The sequence below is a fragment of the Enterobacter sp. BWH52 genome (genome assembly GCF_001037565.1).
GTDB classification, from domain to species: domain Bacteria; phylum Pseudomonadota; class Gammaproteobacteria; order Enterobacterales; family Enterobacteriaceae; genus Enterobacter; species Enterobacter hormaechei_C.
Map to the genome: position 1 here is coordinate 209731 of NZ_KQ089854.1, position 18904 is coordinate 228634.

General features: G+C 55.3%; 16 protein-coding genes. 11 read left to right on the top strand and 5 right to left on the bottom strand.

Going from position 1 to position 18904, the window contains the following annotated elements; all coding sequences use genetic code 11:
* Positions 1 to 5: 5 nt before the first annotated feature.
* A complete protein-coding gene (locus tag SK47_RS01040) occupies positions 6 to 818 on the bottom strand; it encodes a winged helix-turn-helix domain-containing protein (protein WP_022646580.1) in 813 nt (270 codons plus the stop codon).
* Positions 819 to 1192: 374 nt separating this feature from the next.
* Here SK47_RS01040 and SK47_RS01045 point away from each other — a divergent pair, with 374 nt between their 5' ends.
* From SK47_RS01045 to SK47_RS01060, 4 genes are read left to right on the top strand one after another with little or no spacing between them, the layout of a single operon-like run.
* Positions 1193 to 1777 carry a fimbrial protein gene (locus SK47_RS01045; protein ID WP_022646579.1) on the top strand — a complete coding sequence of 195 codons (585 nt, stop codon included), beginning with the start codon at positions 1193 to 1195 and terminating at the stop codon, positions 1775 to 1777.
* 52 nt (positions 1778 to 1829) lie between these two features.
* Complete coding sequence (locus SK47_RS01050; RefSeq protein WP_001223973.1) at positions 1830 to 2522, top strand: fimbrial biogenesis chaperone; 693 nt, start codon at positions 1830 to 1832, stop codon at positions 2520 to 2522.
* 15 nt (positions 2523 to 2537) lie between these two features.
* Positions 2538 to 5030: a fimbria/pilus outer membrane usher protein gene (locus SK47_RS01055; RefSeq protein WP_048243355.1), complete on the top strand. Its 2493-nt coding sequence runs from the start codon at positions 2538 to 2540 to the stop codon at positions 5028 to 5030.
* A gap of 15 nt (positions 5031 to 5045) precedes the next feature.
* The gene (locus SK47_RS01060) at positions 5046 to 6110 is read left to right on the top strand and encodes a fimbrial protein (RefSeq protein ID WP_022650114.1); all 1065 of its coding nucleotides are present in this window, start codon (positions 5046 to 5048) and stop codon (positions 6108 to 6110) included.
* Between the two features lie 6 nt (positions 6111 to 6116).
* On the opposite strand, the gene SK47_RS01065 is transcribed toward SK47_RS01060, so the two are convergent.
* Complete coding sequence (locus tag SK47_RS01065) at positions 6117 to 6752, bottom strand: LuxR C-terminal-related transcriptional regulator (protein ID WP_045332986.1); 636 nt, start codon at positions 6750 to 6752, stop codon at positions 6117 to 6119.
* A gap of 570 nt (positions 6753 to 7322) precedes the next feature.
* On the opposite strand from SK47_RS01065, the gene SK47_RS01070 reads away from it, so the two are divergent.
* Both SK47_RS01070 and SK47_RS01075 read left to right on the top strand, forming a co-directional pair.
* Complete coding sequence (locus SK47_RS01070) at positions 7323 to 7943, top strand: LuxR C-terminal-related transcriptional regulator (RefSeq protein WP_015570093.1); 621 nt, start codon at positions 7323 to 7325, stop codon at positions 7941 to 7943.
* Between the two features lie 76 nt (positions 7944 to 8019).
* Complete coding sequence (locus SK47_RS01075) at positions 8020 to 8700, top strand: EAL domain-containing protein (RefSeq protein ID WP_048243358.1); 681 nt, start codon at positions 8020 to 8022, stop codon at positions 8698 to 8700.
* Positions 8701 to 8733: 33 nt separating this feature from the next.
* Here SK47_RS01075 and nlpA read toward each other — a convergent pair whose 3' ends face one another.
* Together nlpA and SK47_RS01085 are read right to left on the bottom strand one after the other, a co-directional pair.
* A complete protein-coding gene (gene nlpA / locus SK47_RS01080; RefSeq protein ID WP_045336004.1) occupies positions 8734 to 9522 on the bottom strand; it encodes a lipoprotein NlpA in 789 nt (262 codons plus the stop codon).
* Between the two features lie 241 nt (positions 9523 to 9763).
* Positions 9764 to 11263: an MDR family MFS transporter gene (locus SK47_RS01085; protein ID WP_032608159.1), complete on the bottom strand. Its 1500-nt coding sequence runs from the start codon at positions 11261 to 11263 to the stop codon at positions 9764 to 9766.
* Between the two features lie 78 nt (positions 11264 to 11341).
* Here SK47_RS01085 and SK47_RS01090 point away from each other — a divergent pair, with 78 nt between their 5' ends.
* Positions 11342 to 11989, top strand: a complete 648-nt coding sequence (locus SK47_RS01090) for a TetR/AcrR family transcriptional regulator (protein ID WP_017383663.1) — start codon at positions 11342 to 11344, stop codon at positions 11987 to 11989.
* Here the strand turns inward: SK47_RS01090 and SK47_RS01095 are convergent.
* Complete coding sequence (locus SK47_RS01095) at positions 11986 to 12405, bottom strand: GNAT family N-acetyltransferase (RefSeq protein WP_022650109.1); 420 nt, start codon at positions 12403 to 12405, stop codon at positions 11986 to 11988. The genes SK47_RS01090 and SK47_RS01095 overlap by 4 nt on opposite strands.
* Before the next feature lie 185 nt (positions 12406 to 12590).
* On the opposite strand from SK47_RS01095, the gene SK47_RS01100 reads away from it, so the two are divergent.
* The 4 genes from SK47_RS01100 (at position 12591) to SK47_RS01115 (ending at position 18903) form a co-directional block, all read left to right on the top strand.
* Positions 12591 to 13160, top strand: coding sequence for a TetR/AcrR family transcriptional regulator (locus SK47_RS01100; RefSeq protein ID WP_022646570.1), 570 nt, complete (start codon positions 12591 to 12593; stop codon positions 13158 to 13160).
* A 147-nt stretch (positions 13161 to 13307) separates the two neighbouring features.
* Positions 13308 to 14429: an efflux RND transporter periplasmic adaptor subunit gene (locus tag SK47_RS01105; protein WP_023315101.1), complete on the top strand. Its 1122-nt coding sequence runs from the start codon at positions 13308 to 13310 to the stop codon at positions 14427 to 14429.
* Complete coding sequence (locus SK47_RS01110; RefSeq protein WP_023315100.1) at positions 14429 to 17539, top strand: efflux RND transporter permease subunit; 3111 nt, start codon at positions 14429 to 14431, stop codon at positions 17537 to 17539. Before SK47_RS01105 ends, SK47_RS01110 begins: the two co-directional genes overlap by 1 nt.
* A complete protein-coding gene (locus SK47_RS01115) occupies positions 17539 to 18903 on the top strand; it encodes an efflux transporter outer membrane subunit (RefSeq protein WP_048243360.1) in 1365 nt (454 codons plus the stop codon). Before SK47_RS01110 ends, SK47_RS01115 begins: the two co-directional genes overlap by 1 nt.
* Position 18904: the final 1 nt, after the last annotated feature.

The window sequence follows — 18904 nt, forward strand, 5'->3', positions numbered from 1 at the left end:
ATATTTTAACTCCCGGTCAGGCTTCTGTAAGAAATGCAGTTCTTATAATCGTCGATACTGTCCTGCTGATAACAGATGGCCAGGAAATAATTTTCTATCTGCGACTTTTTAAACCTGGAATAGTAAGCATCTGCAACCTGATGTTGACAGTCGATATGTTGACTGGCGATGACCTCTTTTACGTGATTAAAGTAGTGCTGTCGCGGCTGATACATATTCTTATCGATCAGGTATACCGTACACCGGTCCACTTTACCGAGCAGATGCATATCAGAATCTTTCAGGCTCTCGGCATAGGAATCCCTTTGGTGCAACAGTAAAACAGCGGTGCCGATAACGGTAATCAGTAATAACGTGCAGAGAGAAATAAAGAGTCTGTGCAGCGATATTAATTGTTTAGGCGGATCGGCATCTTTCTTATGCGCTAGCGTATCGAATGCTTCAGAGGCAGATTGTTCACTAAGCGTTGAAACAACCGGCGGCCTGACCGTGTGGTGTTCAATATGCGCGGCAAGGCTAAATCCCTTGCCACGTATCGTTTTTATCAGTAAAGGGTCGCATCCTAATGTACGAAATGCTTTTCTGATTTCACTTATGGCAACATTCAGACTCACCGAAGAACCAGAGAAACCATGATCCTCCCAGACCTTCTTTATCAGGTCGTCTCTGTCGAGAGTTTTACCATTATTGATGATAAGTTCATAAAGCAGACGACCCGCCTGGTTAGATAACTTAATGGATGACTCTTCCTCTCCATTAATCATGATCATACCGGTGTCGACTTCATAAAGCATTGTAAGATCAATGAGATACTTCATATTATTATTACGCCATTGTTAAAATTATGTGCATTTGCCAGGCAATAATAAGTCTAAAGTTTGTGTGGTCAAGTCGCGTGATGTTAATTGAGAGATGAATTCATAAAGCTTCATTAATTAACAATTATTAAATCATTAATAAAAATATTTGAACCAACGCATTTAGGTTAAAACATTAAAAAAAACCAACACACAAGATTATAATCTTAAACTTTAGAAATTGTTGGAATAATGTTTTGTTATGTACTTTTTTAGTGCAACATAATATCGTCAAAGCATTCTCCCGAGTCGCCATGCGTCTAGCCGGTACATCAGGGACATGTGTAGCCGATTAACATTCATTTTAAATAACACAAATCTTCATGGAGTTTATCATGTTCAAATCGATCATGACCGTATCACTGCTGGCCGCTGCTATTGCCTCTACCAGCGCAGTGGCCGCAGACAATTCAGCGGGTGGTATCATTAACTTTACCGGCGCTATTACCGATACAACCTGTACCATTAACGGCGGTAAAAGCGCAGACTTTACCGTTGCGCTTTCCCCTATTTCGGTAAAAGATGCGGGCACCACGGTTGGCCTGATCACTAAGAATAAAAAATCTATTGCGCTGACTTTCTCAGGTTGTTCACCAGCAGCCGGAACGACCGGCACCCCGCTGAAAGTGTATTTCTCCAGCGCGGATAATATTTCCACTGACGGTAAATACCTGCTCAATAACAGCGTGAACGAAAGCGATGCCAGCGTGGCACGTAATGTCGGTTTTGCGCTAGTGGAGCCAGGTTCGTCTACGCCAATTACCCTGAACCAGCCTTACACCACAGATATTATGGGTACAGCGACCGCGCCAGATTCCGAGACGCTGACGCTGGATGTTTATTATTATAAAACGAACGCCGCTGCCGCCACCGTGGGCGAGTTAAGCTCCAACGTAACGTATACCATTTCCTACCTGTAATAATGATTATTCAGGCTCTGTTTTCGCAGAGCCTGTATTTAAGGTTGCAATCATGCGCAAGGCAATTTTGCTGGCAGGCTTACTGCTAAGCACCGGTCACTCATGGGCCAATATTGTCATTAATGGCACCCGTGTCCTTTATCCTGAAAATAACAAAGAGGTGATCGTCCAGTTAATGAATACGGGCGATGCGCCCGCTCTGGTGCAATCCTGGATAGATGACGGTGATATTAATTCCACGCCGGAAACAGCCAATGTGCCGTTTTTGCTGTCGCCGCCAGTGATAAAGGTTAACGAACATAATGGCCAACAGCTTCGTATTAAAAAGCTGCCGTCCAGCTTGCCTGCGGATCGCGAATCCGTCTTTTTCCTGAATGTTCTCGACATTCCGCCCAGACCTGAAAATCTGCAAAACCAGAATACCGTTCAGCTGGCGATTAAATCCCGTATCAAACTTTTTTACCGGCCCGCTGCGCTGAAAGGCACGCTGGATGACGCGGTGGCGAAACTGACGCTCGCCGCCGAAGGCGATCGCTTTCGTATTACAAATAACAGTCCGTTCCATATTACGGTCGCCAATATTTCGCTGGGTAAAACGAAATTGCTCCAGGAGTCCCCTATGGTTTCCCCGTTTGGGCAGCTGACGGTCGCCGCAAAAAATACGGTTAAGCGCGGACAGACCTTCCAGCTGATGTATGTGGACGATCTTGGCGCGTATAAAACCCGGACTTTCACCAGTCAGTGATCGGAAAGACTCACCATGAAAAAGAAACAAAACAGACTCTGTCTGCTGGCAGTCTGCACGCTTCTGCTTTCGCATAAATCAGGGGCCGTCTCGTTTGATCCCTCCCTGCTTGCTGGCGCATCCGGTGAGTCCGATCTGTCTCGCTTTTCCGAAAACAACGCCATGCCTGCCGGCAGTCAGGAGATGGATATCTACGTAAACGGCAGCTGGAAGGGGCGTTATACCGTCATCTACGGCGAGCAGCGTGACGACATCCGCCTTGCCTGGAAAGATGCCCGGTCGCTTGGCATCAACACCACGTCCGTGCCTGCGCCCGCCATTGCGCACGGGCAGGTTCAGCTGCGCGATCTGGTTCAGGGCGGTGAAGTCAAAACCGATACCAGCACCCTGAGTCTGGCGCTTACCGTTCCGCAGGCGGCCGTGCTGCGTACTGAAGAAGGTTACATTGCCCCCCAGTTCTGGGACGAGGGGATACCGGCGCTGATGCTCTCGTGGAACACGACCTGGTACAACACCCGCGCGAAAGGCGCTGCGAAAGACACAAATGATGATTTTTATGCCGGGCTGGATTCCGGCGCCAACCTGTTCGGCTGGCAGTTTCGCGACAGCAGCGCCTGGCGGAAAACGGCCAGCGGAGAGAGTAGCTGGCAGAATAATACCCGCTACCTGCGCCGTCCCCTGGCCTCGCTGAAATCCAACCTGACGCTGGGTGACTTTTATATTCCTGGCGATCTGTTTGATTCCCTGCGCGTGCGCGGCGTGTCGCTGGCGTCGGACATGAAGATGCGCCCAAATTCACAGCAGGGTTTTTCACCGGTGGTTCACGGCGTGGCACGGACGAACGCCCTGGTGAAAGTTATCCAGAATGGCAACGTGATCTATCAGGAGAATGTGCCGCCGGGCCAGTTTACCCTCGACAGCATTCAGCCTACCGGCTCCGCGGGCGATTTGCTGGTGGTGGTGCGTGAAGCGGACGGTTCACAGCAGTCCTTCACGGTGCCGTTTTCCGCCGTACCCGGGATGCTAAAAGAAGGGGTGAGTCAGTACAGCGTGGTGGCGGGTAAAGTGCATCAGAACACGCTCGATGCCGAACCCGCATTCATGCAGGCCACGCTGCGCTACGGGTTTAATAACCTCATCACCGGGTATACCGGGACGATTATTAGCGATAACTACCAGGCCGGGCTTGTCGGTACCGGGTGGAACCTTCCCTTTGGCGCGGTCTCGTTTGATGTCACCCACGCCAAAACCACCCTACAGGATCGCACCAGCAGCGGTCAGAGTTATCGCGTGTCGTACAGCAAATTTATCGATACCACCGCCACCAACTTCACCCTGGCGGCCTATCGCTATTCCACTAAAGGCTATTACAGCTTCAGCGACGCGCTCTATTCGCGCGAAGGGTATCAGCGCCTGAGAGCGCAGTACGACGACTATGAAGATCGGTTTGGCGTTGCGCCCGACATGTCGCTAAGCACCTGGGACGCCATGCGCGCGGCGCAGCCCAAGAATACCTTTACGCTTAACCTTAATCAGCGCCTGCTCAATAACTGGGGCACGGTGTTTGTCTCCGGCACACAGCGCGATTACTGGAACTCACAGCAAACCACGCGCGAATACCAGATGGGCTATTCCAACGCCATCGGCCGCGCCAGCTATACCCTGTCGGCCAGCCGGGTACGGAACAGGGACAGTGAAGAAGAGACGCGCCTTTACCTCTCCCTCAGCCTGCCGTTCTCGCTGTTTGATAATAATGCGTGGATCACCTCCAGCCTGACGGCCAGCGATTCGCATTATGAGCAGAGCAATATCAGCATGAGCGGGAACGCGCTGGCGTCGAACCGCCTGAGCTATACCCTCTCCGGCAGTAATGCGCGGGGGGGTAAAAATGCGGCAAGCGTTAACGCCGCGTACCGTTCGAACTTCGCGACACTCGGTGGCTCTTACAGCGAATCCTCCGACTACCGCCAGACCGGGCTCAGCGGACGCGGCAGCCTGGTGGCCTACCCGTGGCACGTTCTCGCCTCAAACGAAACCGGCACAACCATGACTATCGTCGATGCGCCAAAGGCGGAGGGGCTGATGGTGAACGGCGATGAAAGCATTATGACGAACCGCGATGGCGTGGCGCTGGTGCCTTACGCCACCCCGTATCGCAAAAACGCCATTACGTTAACTGAAACGGAAAACAGCGCTGGCGCGGAGGTGATCGGCAATATGGCTAACGTGGCTCCTTACGACGGGGCGGTGAGCTATATCCGCTTTGAAACCGACAAGCGCCAGTCATGGGTACTTCATGCGACGCGCGCCGACGGCAAACCGCTGCCCTTTGGCACCGAAGTGCTGGATGAACATGGTGAATCTGTCGGGTATGTCGGACAGGCCAGCGTACTGTATATCCGTGCTGAACGGCCGCCACGCGCGCTCAACGTGCATCTCCGCGGCGGAAAGTGCGAAATCTCCTCCCCGGCCTGGGGGCTGAACAGCCCCTCATCGGTTTGCCATTAATTACGGATTATCAAAATGTTACGATCATTCATGTTCCTGCTCCTCACCAGCGTTAGCGGGATGAGCTATGCCACCTGCTCCGGCAGCAGCATCGTTTATGGCACACCGATTACCATTGATTTATCGGATAAGCTGAGCCCGGCCACGCCCACATGGACCGGCAGCTTCACCACCCAGTACAGCGGCTCGTTCAACTGTACGACGGGTAACAGCGAATTTTCTTACACGCCGATCCTCTCGACCGACAGCAAATACGCGACCATCCTCGGATTCAGCAACAACAAGTATATGGTGCGGGCGGAGATCACCAATCCCCCGGCCAATAAAACCCTGTCTGCCAGCGGTAGCCATACGGCGTCTGAGCTGAATACACCTTTTACGGTTCGCTTCACCCTCGTTAACCAGAGCGGCACCACCCTGACGGGGGATACGGCGAACATGAGCGACGTTCTGTTCGTCAGCGACATGAGCGGGTTATCTATCTGGGAAATCATCACCTGGCCAATCAATCAGGTCATCAAGATAGCGCAGTGGTTATTCAGCGGATTCAAGTGGCCTTACGACAACCGCGATATGTTTGGTCAGCCGATGATCATCAAATACGCGCCGAAACTGACTACCTGTTCCTTTGATAATGCGGGGCTGACCGTGGCGCTGCCGACGCTCGGCATTCCCCAGCTCAGTGCATCCTCACAGCCGGGGCTGACGCCTTTTTCACTGAACATGAGCTGTCAGAACGTCGGGGTTAATGGCAATTCCGATCGGGCAATTGAGATGTTTCTGTCCAGCACGCAGCTGCTTTCGACCGACAGCTCGGTGCTGATCGACAGCAGCAGTAGCGCGGCGCAGGGCGTGGGGCTCCGCCTGATAAAACGTGACGCCCCGCAAACGCCGGTGACCTTCTCTACCTCGACCACCAGCCGTGGCAACGCCACAATGATATTCAGCGTGGCGGCTGGCGCGGCGCTGGACGAACATTTCACCCTTCCGATGGCGGCGTACTATTACGTGTGGGCACCCGCCCAGGTAAGCCAGGGTAAGATCAATACATCGGCTACGCTGAATATTATCTACCCCTGATGTGGACTATTCCTCCATCTTTCCAACCGCCTGCACATACTTAATCAGTTCGCTGTGGTTGGAAAGATTCAGCTTTTTCATCGCATTATGCTTCTGCGTCGCAATGGTACTGACCGAACGGTTTCGATGACGGGCAATCTCCGTCGTTGAAAATCCTTCCACAATAAGATGAAGCACCTCCCACTCTCTGGCCGAGAGGATGGAGCGCGCCCGGGAGCCGGACCGCATTACCCGCCTGAGCCACGAAGAGATCGACGGTTTTTGCCCGTCCGCCATGAGCAACGCGGGTAATTCCTTTTTCAGTTCAGTCAATTCATCCTGCTGACTGATGGTTAATTCAAATTTCATCTCCAGAACTTTTTTTAACAGCCCGTAAGGCAGCTCGGGCACCAACAGAACACGCCTGACGTGATGGGTTTTACATAAAGATGTAAAACGGCTGCTGACCTCCGCGCTCCACTCTTTATGATTAAGCAGATAATTAAATTCAGTGAAGAAAACATCCACGCTATTATCCGCCACCGCCGCCAGCGCCTGTTCTGTGGAATCGACCTGAGTAATGTTCAGTACGTAATCGGGTAAAAGATCCTGGAGCGCCCGGAATATTATCTCTTTAAATATATTTATTTTGTAAAACACCATTACCCTTACGATACGTTCAGTATTATTCATGTCTTTTCTAAATTCTCGTGACCGGAGGAAAATGATAATAGTTTATGTACTCACCACTCACAACCTCTTCGCGCCAGGATTTTATCCTTCTCAGGCCTAAAAATCTGAACAAGGACATTAAATTCATAGAAAAAATTCTATTTTATTCTGCGCGCCGTTTCCCCTTGCAGATAAAGCCTTGTCGATAACCCTGCCACGATCACAATTTTTCTTACAGGAATAGCATTAAGCCACTGAAAAATCGGTGGATTAACTCCATTAATTAACCGTCCGATGCTTATTATCCGCTCATTTACAGAATAAAAATCTGGCATGAATATTATTAGAAGATTAAAACAATTGCATATACCATTAAAACCATTTTTCAATTTTATCTTCCTCTAATAATTGGCATCAGCTTTACTCGACGGTTTGTATTGGCTTACATTGATGCCATCGCATCGCGTTATTTAAAAAAGTGCTCGCTATTCTTTTAATAAGAGAGTGCGAACTGCCATTTTCTCTTATATGGACTGTTTACTCAGCGAAAGGAGAATGCCAATGCAAAATAAAAAAACAATTCACGTTGCCGTTGTTGACAGCTGCGAATTCACGATGATTGGCCTGCAATCGCTTGGAAAGCGTGAGCCTGATGAAAAACACGACGTTATTTTCCATGGGTTTACCCATATCGAAGAACTTGCTATGAGTGAACAACTCTTTGATATCATCATTTATGATCCGTTGAATACGCGTCATTTCCGGGTGACGACAAATGACGACATTCTCTGCATTAAACAGAAACAAGTGACGGCGAAGATCTATATCTATTCGTTATCCGCCGGCTATTTGAAATTCAAACATGTTGATGGGGTAATCAGTAAAAGAGTCTCCCTGGGGGATATCAAAGCGCTGTGGCAAATACTGATGAGCCAGACGCCGCAAGAGTCTGGCCGTTACAACGTAGGCATGACGACCCGCTTACGCACCCCGGCGAGGCTGTCCAGCGAGGAGGCCAGCGTATTGCGCGGCTATTCCTGTAATCTCAAAACCAAGCAAATCGCCCGTCAGCTGGGGTGTAACGTCAGGCTGGTTTACTTTTATAAGAACAACGCCATGAACAAGCTTAAAGCCGTGCGTGGCCCCTCGTTTTACCAGAGCATTCGCTGGATCCTGAATTAAGAATTTGACCGTGTGTCGTTTGCCTTTTGTTCCCGTGTCCGCGGGAACCTTTTTTTCATTTCCTGAAGGCTGTTCCATGTATACCGTTCTTCCCTCTCCCCTGTTGCAACGTATCTCAGGGCTGCGCTTCCAGCCGCTTGTCGATCTTCATTCGGGCCAGGTGTTCGCGCATGAAGTGCTTGTGGAGATCCGTAACGTCAATCTTGAGGTGCTGTTTGCCTCGCTGCCCTCGCGCAGCGCGCTGCAAATCTTCTTCTGGCAGGCCAACACCCTGTTACAGATACCCGCCCGGGACGCTTACTGGCTAAACCTTCCGGCAGAACACCTTCTCAACGAACGCGCTATCCGGTTGTTGCTGGCGTTACGCCATCAGCAGCGGTTAACGATTGAAATTCAGGATCCCCTCACCATCACACGGCTGAGCGAGGATGAGCAACGTCGCCTTCATGCCACGCTTGTTCGGTTAAAAGAGGCGGGATGGCAAATCTGGCTGGACGATTTAACCCGGGAGTTGGCGGAGGCGTTCGCGCGACTTGCGCTGCCGCTGGATGGGGTGAAAATTGACCGCTCAGCGCTGCGCGAGCGCGCGCCGCTTGCCCCGTTTGTACAGGAGGTCAGGGCAGGTATCGCGCAATCAATTCTTATAGAAGGCATCGAAAACTCGCGGGATCTGGCGCGCGCCCGCGCGTCCGGCGCACAGTCTGGTCAGGGTTTTCTGTGGCCCGAAAGCCGAAGCGATGCCCGCGTAACGCTTTGACGGCCAGCGGAGCGCTGGCCTTTTTACCGGGGCTTACCAGCCCGGCACCGCGCCACCGTTAAAAATGGTCTCCGCCGCTTTCGCCACTTCCGGCGACTGATAGGACTGGATAAATTCCTTCACGTTTTCGGCGTCTTTGTTCTCTTCACGCGTGACCACAATATTCACGTAGGGTGAGTTTTTGTCTTCGATAAAGACGCTGTCGTGTACCGGGGAAAGCCCCGTTTGCTGGAGATAGGTGGTACTGATGATGGCCACATCCACTTTCGGATCGTCCAGCACGCGCGGCAGCTGCGCCCCTTCCAGCTCCATAATCTGTAAGTTTTTCGGGTTCGCGGTAATATCCAGCGCCGTTGGCAGCAGGCCAACATCCGGTTTAAGGGTAATCAGCTTCTCTTTTTGCAGCAGCAACAGCGCGCGACCAAGGTTGGTGGGATCGTTTGGAATCGCAATGGTTGCGCCGTCCTTCAGCTCAGAGACCGATTTAATCTTTCGGGAGTAACCCGCCATCGGGAAGACGAAGGTATTGGCCACGGCGACCAGTTTGTAATTGTGCGCCTTGTTATCTTCTGCAAGGAAAGGGCGATGCTGGAAGACGTTGGCGTCCAGTTCGCCCTGGTTGGTGGCATCGTTGGGTAGCAGCGAGCCGCTAAAGCCCACCAGCTCAACATCCAGACCGTATTTCTCCTTTGCCACCTTTTTGGCGACTTCCGCCACGTCCTGCTCAGCGCCATTGATTACGCCGACTTTAATGTGTCTGGCATCATTGCCGCCCTGGTCACAGCCCGCGAGCAGCAGGCCAGTCAGGAGAAGCACACCCATTCGAAGTTTCACGAGACAGTTCCTTTTGAAAGACGTTTTGAAGACTATATCGACAACGAGACGGCAGGCTAAAAAACGAAAAGGAATCAGTAAGACGGTTAAGTTATATGCGGCCTGTTGCCGGGTGGCGCTGCGCTTACCCGGCCTACGTGACGGGGGAAGTGTAGGCCCGGTAAGCGTAGCGCCACCGGGCGATGGGCATCAGGCTACGGTAGTCCAGGCGCAAGCAGAACCGCTAACCTCACGCCTGCCGACGCAGCGGCGCTTCGCGCAAAAACCACGACAGCACAAACGCCAGCACCATAATCCCCGCCGCCAGCATGAACACCGCATGGATCGCCGAGCCGAACGCATCCAGATAGTCCAGACGCAGGGCATCAGGCAGATGGTGTATGGCAACGGGATTAAGTTCACGCGGCAGTTCCGCCCCTTCAGGCAGCCTGTCGATCAGACCTGATTGCAGAATATGGGTGAACACCGCGCCAAACAGCGCAACGCCAATCGCCCCGCCAATGGAGCGGAACAGCGTCACCCCAGACGTCGCGACGCCGTATTGATCGGCTGACACGCTGTTCTGCACCGCCAGCACCAGCACCTGCATCACCAGTCCCAGCCCCATGCCCAGCACGCCGGTAAACAGGTAAAGCTGCCAGGTTGGAGAGGTGATTGAAATGCGCGTCAGTAACATCATCCCCACCACGCCGAGCAGCGTGCCGAGGATCGGGAACAGACGATATTTCCCGGTACGGCTGATGATGCGCCCGCTGATGATGGAGGTGAGCAACAGCCCCCCCATCAGGGGGATGAGCTGCAAACCGGCCTGCGTCGGCGTGGCGTCTTTTACCACCTGTAAATAGAGCGGCAGGAAAGTGACGGAGCCAAACAGCGACATGCCGATAATAAAACCGATCAGGCTACAGAGCAGGAAGCTGCGGTCGCGGAAGAGCGACAGCGGGATAATCGGCTCCCACGCCAGCCGCTCTTCGTAGATAAACCCGGCGATCCCCGTCAGGCCGAAGGCCAGAATGCACCACAGCTGCGGGTCGCTCCATTGGCGGATCGTCCCCCCCTCGGTGGTAAACAGAATGATGCACAGCAACGCCATGCTGAGGTAAATCGCCCCCAGGTAATCAATCTCATGCTTGCTGCGCCGCGCGCTGCCGTGGAAAACCGCGCCAATCACCAGCAGCGCAAACAGCCCCAGCGGCAGGTTGATGTAGAAAATCCAGCGCCAGGATGCGTGCTGAACGATAAACCCGCCGATCAGCGGCCCTATCACCGTCGCCAGGCCAAACACGCCGCCAAACAGCCCCTGATAGCGACCCCGATCGGCAGGCGGGATCACGTCCGCCACGGCAGCCATGCTGATCACCATCAGACCCCCGCCCCCCAGCCCTTGCAGGGCGCGCATCAGCACCAGCTGGGTCATGTTCTGCGCCAGACCGCACAGCGCGGACCCCACAAGGAACAGCACAATCGCGATTTGCAGAACGATTTTTCGGCCAAACAGATCGCCGAATTTGCCGTACAGCGGCACCACGATGGTCGAACTGAGGATATAGGCCGTTACCACCCACGAGAGCTTATCCAGCCCGCCCAGCTCACCGACGATGGTCGGCAGCGCGGTGGAGACAATGGTCTGATCCAGCGCCGAGAGCAGCATCACCAGCAGGAGTGCGCTGAACAGCAGCTTAATCGACGGCGCCTTTTTCGCAGGTTGAGTCATTACGTCGGACTCCATAAGACATCACTTGAAATTAATTAATCGTATAATTAATATTTGTGGAAGTGATGAATAAGATCAAGAGATACGGTGACCATGCCAGCACAAAAGGACAATTCTGAACCCCGCCGCCCCGGTCGGCCACGCGGCGGCAAGCGCGTTACCGCCAGCCGTGAACAGCTGCTGGATATCGCCCTGAATCTCTTTTCCCGCCAGGGGATCGCCAATACGTCGTTGAACGCTATTGCCCGCGAAGCAGGCGTGACGCCCGCCATGCTGCACTACTACTTCAACTCCAGAGAACAGTTGCTGGATGCGATGATTGAGGAGCGCTTCCTGCCGTTACGCGAGCGGATCGGGGCGATTTTCGCCGACAACCGGGATTCGCCGGTGGATGCCCTGACGGAAATGGTCAGGGTGCTGGCCGAACTGGCGGAAAAGTATCGCTGGTTTGCCCCGCTGTGGATGCAGGAGGTGATTGGCGAGATGCCGGTACTGCGCACCCATTTGCAGGCACGCTTTGGCGATGAGAAATATCACACCACGCTGGCAACCATCAAAGGCTGGCAGCAGGAAGGAAAGCTGAATCCGGCGCTGGCCCCCGAACTGCTGTTCACTACGCTGCTGAGCCTGGTGCTGGTGCCGTTCTCCCGCATGCGCAATGACGAGAGGCTAAGCGCCCTCTCGCCGGAGATCGTGGTGCGCCACGTGTTAGCCGTGATAGGCACCGGGATCGGCGGTTAAAGATTTTTGGACAGATAGTGTCTCTGCATTCCCTGATAAGGGTAATCCTGCAAGGACATCTGCACCTGATAACCCTGTTTTTCATAGAACGGACGCGCCTGGAAGCTGACCGTATCCACCAGCGCGTGACGACAGCCTTTGCGACGGGCCTCCTCTTCAGCCGTTTTGATAAGCTGGCTTCCCACACCCGTACCCCGCACGCTGTCACTGACCCACAGATAGTCGATGTTCAGCCAGTCGCCTTTCCGTACGCCGATTAACCCGCCCAGCATGACGCCATTGTCGTCTCGCATATATACGCCAATATCGCCACTAAACGTCGCCAGATCTAAATACTGCGCGTTATAGGCTCTTAGCCCCGTTAATAATTCTTCTTTTTCTTCAGCCGTGACTTTATCTGTAATGCTCAGGTGCATAAATCTCTCCTTATTTTCAGCGCAATCTGAATATCTCACAGCTTAACCTTCATAAAAACTCCTTATTTCCTCCATTGTTTAAACAAGGAAATATTCATTCAATATGTAAATAAAAAAAACCTTTCCAATAGGCTCCGAAAACGTATAATGAGAACGATCATTCTCACTTTTTACGGTAGCCGACGATGAGCACAAAGCTGGAAGAACGACAAAAACTACGGCAGGACGAAATCATCACCGCCGCGCGCCGCTGCTTTCGCGCCAGTGGATTTCACGCTGCCAGCATGTCGCAGATCGCCAGCGAAGCCAGGCTCAGCGTCGGACAAATCTATCGCTATTTCAGTAACAAAGACGCGATCATTGAAGAGATGATCCGGCGCATTATCGACTCACGTATTGAGGAGATGCAGGGCAAAACCCTGGTTGAAGGGATGCCGCAGGCGCTTGCCTGGCGCCAGACGCTTAACGAAGATGATGACGCGCTAATGCTCGAAATGTCCGCAGAGGCCACGCGCAATCCGCTGGTGGCAAACATGCTGATCGAAGCCGAAGCCCGCATGTTCGCCAACGCCTGTGAGCACCTTAAAAAGCAGTTCCCCCACCTGAGCGATGAGCATATTCGCTGCTGCGTGGAGATTACCGCTGTGATGATCGAAGGCACGATTTACCGTCGACTCACGCCTTTAAAAGTACCGTCAGAACAATTAGAGCCCATATACCAGAATATTTTAAATATGCTTTTCTCTGCGAAGTAATCGCATGTGAATAATTAGCGGAAATAATTAATTTCCCTTTTTTCATTTCTGGCTCTGCCAGAGATGCGGGATCGCTGTGCTTTTAATTAGCCCTCCTCCCTGTTAAGCGATTAACAGGGCAGGCTTCGTTCACCCTGGAAAAAGATTATGAAAACCATAACAACCTCCATCGCAGCATTACTCCTCCTGACAGGGTGCGATAATGCGCAAACATCTGCTCCCCAGCGTCCTCTTCCGGAAGTGGGGATTGTCACACTCATGAGCCAGCCGGTGTCCGTCGTCAGCGAGCTGACCGGCCGCACCGCCGCCGCAATGAGCGCCGAAGTGCGCCCCCAGGTAGGTGGCATTATCCAGAAGCGCCTGTTCACCGAAGGCGATACGGTCAAGGCCGGGCAGGCGCTGTATCAGATCGATCCTTCCAGCTACCGCGCCGCTTATAATGAAGCTGCCGCCGCACTGAAACAGGCGCAGGCGCTGGTGCAGGCCGACTGCCAGAAAGCCCGACGCTATGCGCAGCTGGTGAAGGACGACGGCGTATCACGTCAGGATGCGGAAGACGCGAAGTCCACCTGCGCGCAGGACAAGGCCAGCGTCGAGTCAAAGAAAGCCGCGCTGGAAAGCGCCCGCATTAACCTCAACTGGACCACCGTCACCGCGCCGATTGCCGGACGTATCGGCATCTCCTCTGTGACCCCCGGCGCGCTGGTGACCGCCCAGCAGGATACCGCGCTGGCCACCATTCGCGGGCTGGACAGTATGTACGTCGATTTAACCCGTTCCAGCGCCGATCTGCTGCGTTTACGCAAGCAAACCCTCGCCAGCAACAGCGATACGCTGAACGTGTCGTTGATCCTCGAAGACGGCAGCAGCTACAGCGAAAAAGGCCATCTGGCGTTAACCGAAGTGGCGGTGGATGAGTCTACCGGCTCAGTTACCCTGCGCGCCGTCTTCCCGAACCCGCAGCATCAGCTTCTGCCGGGCATGTTCGTCCGCGCCAGAGTGGATGAAGGCATCATGAATGACGCGATCCTCGCCCCGCAGCAGGGCATCACTCGCGACGCCAAAGGCACCGCCACCGCGCTGGTGGTGAACGCCAGCAACAAGGTCGAACAGCGTCAGCTGGAGACGGGTGACACTTACGGCGACAAATGGCTGGTGCTGAGCGGTTTGAAGGCTGGCGATAAGCTGATTGTGGAAGGCACCGATAAAGTCACCGCCGGGCAGGAAGTGAAAGCTGAAGAGATGAAAACCAACGGAGGAAACGCCTGATGTTTTCCCGTTTCTTCGTGCGTCGCCCGGTCTTTGCCTGGGTTATCGCCATTCTCATCATGCTCGCCGGGATACTGGCGATCCGCACGCTGCCCGTTGCGCAGTACCCGGACGTTGCCCCGCCGTCGATCAAAATATCCGCCACCTACACCGGCGCCTCCGCACAAACGCTGGAGAACAGCGTGACGCAGGTGATCGAGCAGCAGCTCACCGGGCTGGATAACCTGCTCTACTTCACCTCCACCAGCAGCTCGGACGGGTCGGTGAGCATTAACGTCACGTTTGAACAGGGAACCGATCCGGACACCGCTCAGGTACAGGTGCAGAATAAAGTCCAGCAGGCAGAATCGCGCCTGCCGACCGAGGTGCAGCAGTCCGGGATCACCGTCGAAAAATCCCAGAGCAACTTCCTGCTGATCATGGGCGTATATGACAAAACCGACACCGCCAGCAGCTCGGATATCGCCGACTGGCTGGTGAGTAATATGCAGGATCCGCTGGCGCGCGTGGATGGCGTCGGTAGCCTACAGGTGTTCGGTGCAGAATACGCGATGCGCATCTGGCTCGACCCGGCGAAGCTGGCGTCGTACTCGCTGATGCCCTCCGACGTGCAGAGCGCGATTGAAGCGCAGAACGTGCAGGTTTCCGCCGGTAAAATCGGCGCGCTGCCCTCGTCGAACGCCCAACAGCTGACCGCCACCGTCCGCGCTCAGTCGCGTCTGCAAACGGTCGATGAGTTCAAAAAGATCATCGTCAAGAGCCAGTCCAACGGTGCGGTGGTGCGCATCAGCGACGTCGCGCGCGTGGAGATGGGCAGCGAAGATTACACCGCCACCGCGAAGCTGAACGGCCACCCGGCGGCGGGTATGGCGGTGATGCTCTCACCGGGCGCCAACGCGCTTAACACCGCCACGGCGGTAAAAGATAAGATCGCCGAGTTCAAAAAGTCGATGCCGGAAGGCTACGACGTGGCCTACCCGAAAGACAGCACCGAGTTCATCAAGATCTCCGTTGAGGACGTGATTCAGACCCTGTTCGAAGCCATTATCCTCGTGGTGGTGGTGATGTACCTGTTCCTGCAAAACATCCGTGCGACGCTGATCCCGGCGCTGGCGGTGCCGGTGGTGCTGCTGGGCACCTTCGGCGTGCTGGCGCTGTTCGGTTACTCCATCAACACCCTGACGCTATTTGCGATGGTGCTGGCGATAGGGCTTTTGGTGGATGACGCCATCGTGGTGGTGGAAAACGTCGAGCGTATTATGCGCGACGAAGGGCTGCCCGCCCGGGAAGCGACCGAAAAATCGATGGGCGAAATTTCCGGCGCGCTGATCGCCATTGCGCTGGTGCTCTCTGCGGTATTCCTGCCGATGGCCTTCTTCGGCGGCTCTACCGGGGTCATTTACCGCCAGTTCTCGGTCACCATTATTTCGGCGATGTTCCTCTCCGTGGTGGTGGCGCTGACCCTGACGCCCGCGCTGTGCGGCTCGATCCTGAATCACACCGCTCCGCACAAAAAGGGCTTCTTCGGCGCGTTTAACCGCTTCTACAGTAAGACCGAGCACAGCTATCAGAACAAGGTGCTGCGCGCCCTGCGCCGTTCCGGTGGCATGCTGGTGATCTACGCCCTGCTCTGCGGCGCGATGGGGTTCGCCATGCTAAAACTGCCGGGCAGCTTCCTGCCAACCGAAGACCAGGGTGAAATCATGGTGCAGTACACCCTGCCTGCCGGCGCAACCGCGGTGCGTACCGCCGAGGTAAGCCGCCAGGTACGCGAGTGGTTCCTCACCAAAGAGAAAGCCAATACCGACGTGATCTTCACCATTGAAGGCTTCAGCTTCAGCGGCAGCGGCCAGAACGCCGGGATGGCGTTCGTCTCCCTGAAAAACTGGTCAGAGCGCAAAGGCGATGAGAATACCGCCCAGGCCATTGCCCTGCGCGCCACGCAGGAGCTGAGCACCATTCGGGATGCCACAATTTTCGCCATGACGCCCCCGGCGGTGGATGGTTTAGGCCAGAGCAACGGCTTTACCTTTGAGCTGATGGCCAGCGGCGGCACCGACCGCGACGCGCTGCTGAAACTGCGTAACCAGCTGATTGGCGAAGCCAACCAGGACAGCTCGCTGCACGCCGTGCGCGCCAACGATCTGCCGCAGATGCCGCAGCTTCAGGTGGATATCGATAACAACAAAGCCGTGTCGCTGGGGCTCTCCCTGAGCGACGTGACCGACACCCTCTCCAGCGCCTGGGGCGGCACCTACGTGAACGACTTCATTGACCGTGGCCGCGTGAAAAAGGTCTACATCCAGGGCGACAGCGACTATCGCGCGGTGCCGTCGGATCTTAACAAATGGTATGTGCGCGGCAGCGACAGCACCATGACCCCGTTCTCCGCCTTCGCTACCACCCGCTGGGAGTATGGCCCGGAAAGCCTGGTGCGCTACAACGGCTCGGCGGCGTATGAAATTCAGGGCGAGAACGCCAGCGGCGCCAGCTCCGGTACGGCGATGAGCAAAATGGAGCAACTGGCGAATAACCTGCCGTCCGGCAGCACCTGGGCATGGAGCGGTTTGTCGTTGCAGGAAAAACTGGCGAGCGGTCAGGCGATGAGCCTCTATGCCCTCTCCATCCTGGTGGTGTTCCTGTGCCTGGCGGCGCTGTATGAGAGCTGGTCGGTGCCCATTTCGGTCATCCTCGTGATCCCGCTTGGGGTGCTGGGCGCGGCCATTGCCGCCTCCCTGCGTGGCCTGAGCAACGACGTCTACTTCCAGGTGGCGCTGCTGACCACCATCGGTCTGTCGTCGAAGAATGCCATTCTGATTGTCGAGTTTGCCGAAGCCAAAGTCGCCGAAGGCTACTCCCTGACGCGCGCCGCCCTGCGGGCCGCCCAGACGCGTCTGCGTCCGATCATCATGACCTCGCTGGCGTTTATCGCAGGCGTGACGCCGCTGGCGATTGCCACCGGCGCCGGGGCCAACAGCCGCGTGGCGATCGGTACCGGCATTATCGGCGGGACGCTGGCCGCGACGCTGCTGGCCATCTTCTTTGTTCCTTTATTCTTTGTACTGGTGAAACGTCTGTTCTCCGGTAAGCACGCAAACCGGAGGTCATAATGTTTCGTGTAACTGTTTTAGCGTTAGCCCTGCTGAGCGCGGGCTGTGTGTCATTAGATCCCACGTATCAGCGCCCGGACGCGCCCGTTCCGGCCACCCTGCCCGGCGCGCACGGCGAAGCCAACGCCGTGGTGAGCCAGTGGCAGCAGGTGATGAATGATGCGCGGTTGAAAAGCGTGGTGACGATGGCGCTCAACAGCAACCGCGACGTGCAAAAAGCGATTGCGGATATCGACGCCGCCCGTGCCCAGTATGGCGAAACGCGCTCGTCCCTGTTCCCGACGGTGGACGCGGAACTGAGCCACACCCGCAGCCGCACGCTGGCGAGCGGTGTCGCGACAAGTGACGAAGCCAACGGCGCGGTCTCCAGCTTCGAACTGGATCTGTTTGGCCGCAACCAGAGCCTGTCGCGTGCCGCGCGTGAAACCTGGCTTGCCAGCGAATTCACCGCGCAGAACACGCGCCTGACGATGGTCAGCGAGCTGACCACGGCCTGGGTGACGCTGGCGGCGGATAACAGCAATCTGGCGCTGGCGAAGTCCACCCTGGAGAGCGCCGCAAACTCACTCAAGATTGTGAAGCGCCAGCAGGAAGTAGGCGTGGCAGCGGCAACGGACGTCAGTGAAGCGATGGCGGTTTACCAGCAGGCGCGCGCCAGCGTGGCGAGCTACCAGACGCTGGTGATGCAGGACAAAAACGCTCTCAACCTGCTGGCGGGCGATACGGTGCCCGAGAACCTGCTACCCGGCACGCTGGAGAGCCTGAGCGACAACGCCATCACGCTGATCCCGGCGGGCGTTAGCTCCAGCGCGCTGCTGCGTCGTCCGGACATTCAGGAGGCGGAACACAACCTGCTGAGCGCCAACGCCAACATCGGCGCGGCGCGCGCCAACTTCTTCCCGACCATCTCGCTCACCGCCAGCGCGGGCGTCGGCAGCGATTCGCTGTCGTCCCTGTTCAGCCACGGGATGAAGGTCTGGTCGTTTGCAACTTCCATCACCCTGCCGCTGTTCAGCGGCGGCAACAATATGGCGCAGCTGCGCTATGCGGAAGCCGAGAAAAAAGGGTTAATTGCGACCTATGAGAAAACCATCCAGAGCGCGTTCAAGGACGTGGCCGACGCGCTGGCGCGGCGCGAAACGTTGAGTGAACAGCTTGATGCCCAGCGTGAATACGTGGCGGCGGAGCAAAAAACGCTGGATGTGGCGACGCGCAGTTACAAGGCTGGCGCGGGCGATTATCTGACGGTGCTCACCGCGCAGCGGTCGCTGTGGTCGGCGCAGGAATCACTGATTGCCTTGCAGCAAACCGACCTGGAAAACCGCATCACGCTGTGGCAGTCGCTGGGCGGCGGGATACAGTAAC

Coding starts and splice junctions, on each gene's coding strand:
- SK47_RS01085 (WP_032608159.1), bottom strand. CDS start 11,263: ATGGAGTCCGACGTAATGACTCAACCTGCGAAAAAGGCGCCGTCGATT.
- SK47_RS01075 (WP_048243358.1), top strand. CDS start 8,020: ATGTATACCGTTCTTCCCTCTCCCCTGTTGCAACGTATCTCAGGGCTG.
- SK47_RS01070 (WP_015570093.1), top strand. CDS start 7,323: ATGCAAAATAAAAAAACAATTCACGTTGCCGTTGTTGACAGCTGCGAA.
- SK47_RS01040 (WP_022646580.1), bottom strand. CDS start 818: ATGAAGTATCTCATTGATCTTACAATGCTTTATGAAGTCGACACCGGT.
- SK47_RS01115 (WP_048243360.1), top strand. CDS start 17,539: ATGTTTCGTGTAACTGTTTTAGCGTTAGCCCTGCTGAGCGCGGGCTGT.
- SK47_RS01095 (WP_022650109.1), bottom strand. CDS start 12,405: ATGCACCTGAGCATTACAGATAAAGTCACGGCTGAAGAAAAAGAAGAA.
- SK47_RS01090 (WP_017383663.1), top strand. CDS start 11,342: ATGCCAGCACAAAAGGACAATTCTGAACCCCGCCGCCCCGGTCGGCCA.
- SK47_RS01110 (WP_023315100.1), top strand. CDS start 14,429: ATGTTTTCCCGTTTCTTCGTGCGTCGCCCGGTCTTTGCCTGGGTTATC.
- SK47_RS01100 (WP_022646570.1), top strand. CDS start 12,591: ATGAGCACAAAGCTGGAAGAACGACAAAAACTACGGCAGGACGAAATC.
- nlpA (WP_045336004.1), bottom strand. CDS start 9,522: ATGGGTGTGCTTCTCCTGACTGGCCTGCTGCTCGCGGGCTGTGACCAG.
- SK47_RS01055 (WP_048243355.1), top strand. CDS start 2,538: ATGAAAAAGAAACAAAACAGACTCTGTCTGCTGGCAGTCTGCACGCTT.
- SK47_RS01065 (WP_045332986.1), bottom strand. CDS start 6,752: ATGGTGTTTTACAAAATAAATATATTTAAAGAGATAATATTCCGGGCG.
- SK47_RS01050 (WP_001223973.1), top strand. CDS start 1,830: ATGCGCAAGGCAATTTTGCTGGCAGGCTTACTGCTAAGCACCGGTCAC.
- SK47_RS01105 (WP_023315101.1), top strand. CDS start 13,308: ATGAAAACCATAACAACCTCCATCGCAGCATTACTCCTCCTGACAGGG.
- SK47_RS01060 (WP_022650114.1), top strand. CDS start 5,046: ATGTTACGATCATTCATGTTCCTGCTCCTCACCAGCGTTAGCGGGATG.
- SK47_RS01045 (WP_022646579.1), top strand. CDS start 1,193: ATGTTCAAATCGATCATGACCGTATCACTGCTGGCCGCTGCTATTGCC.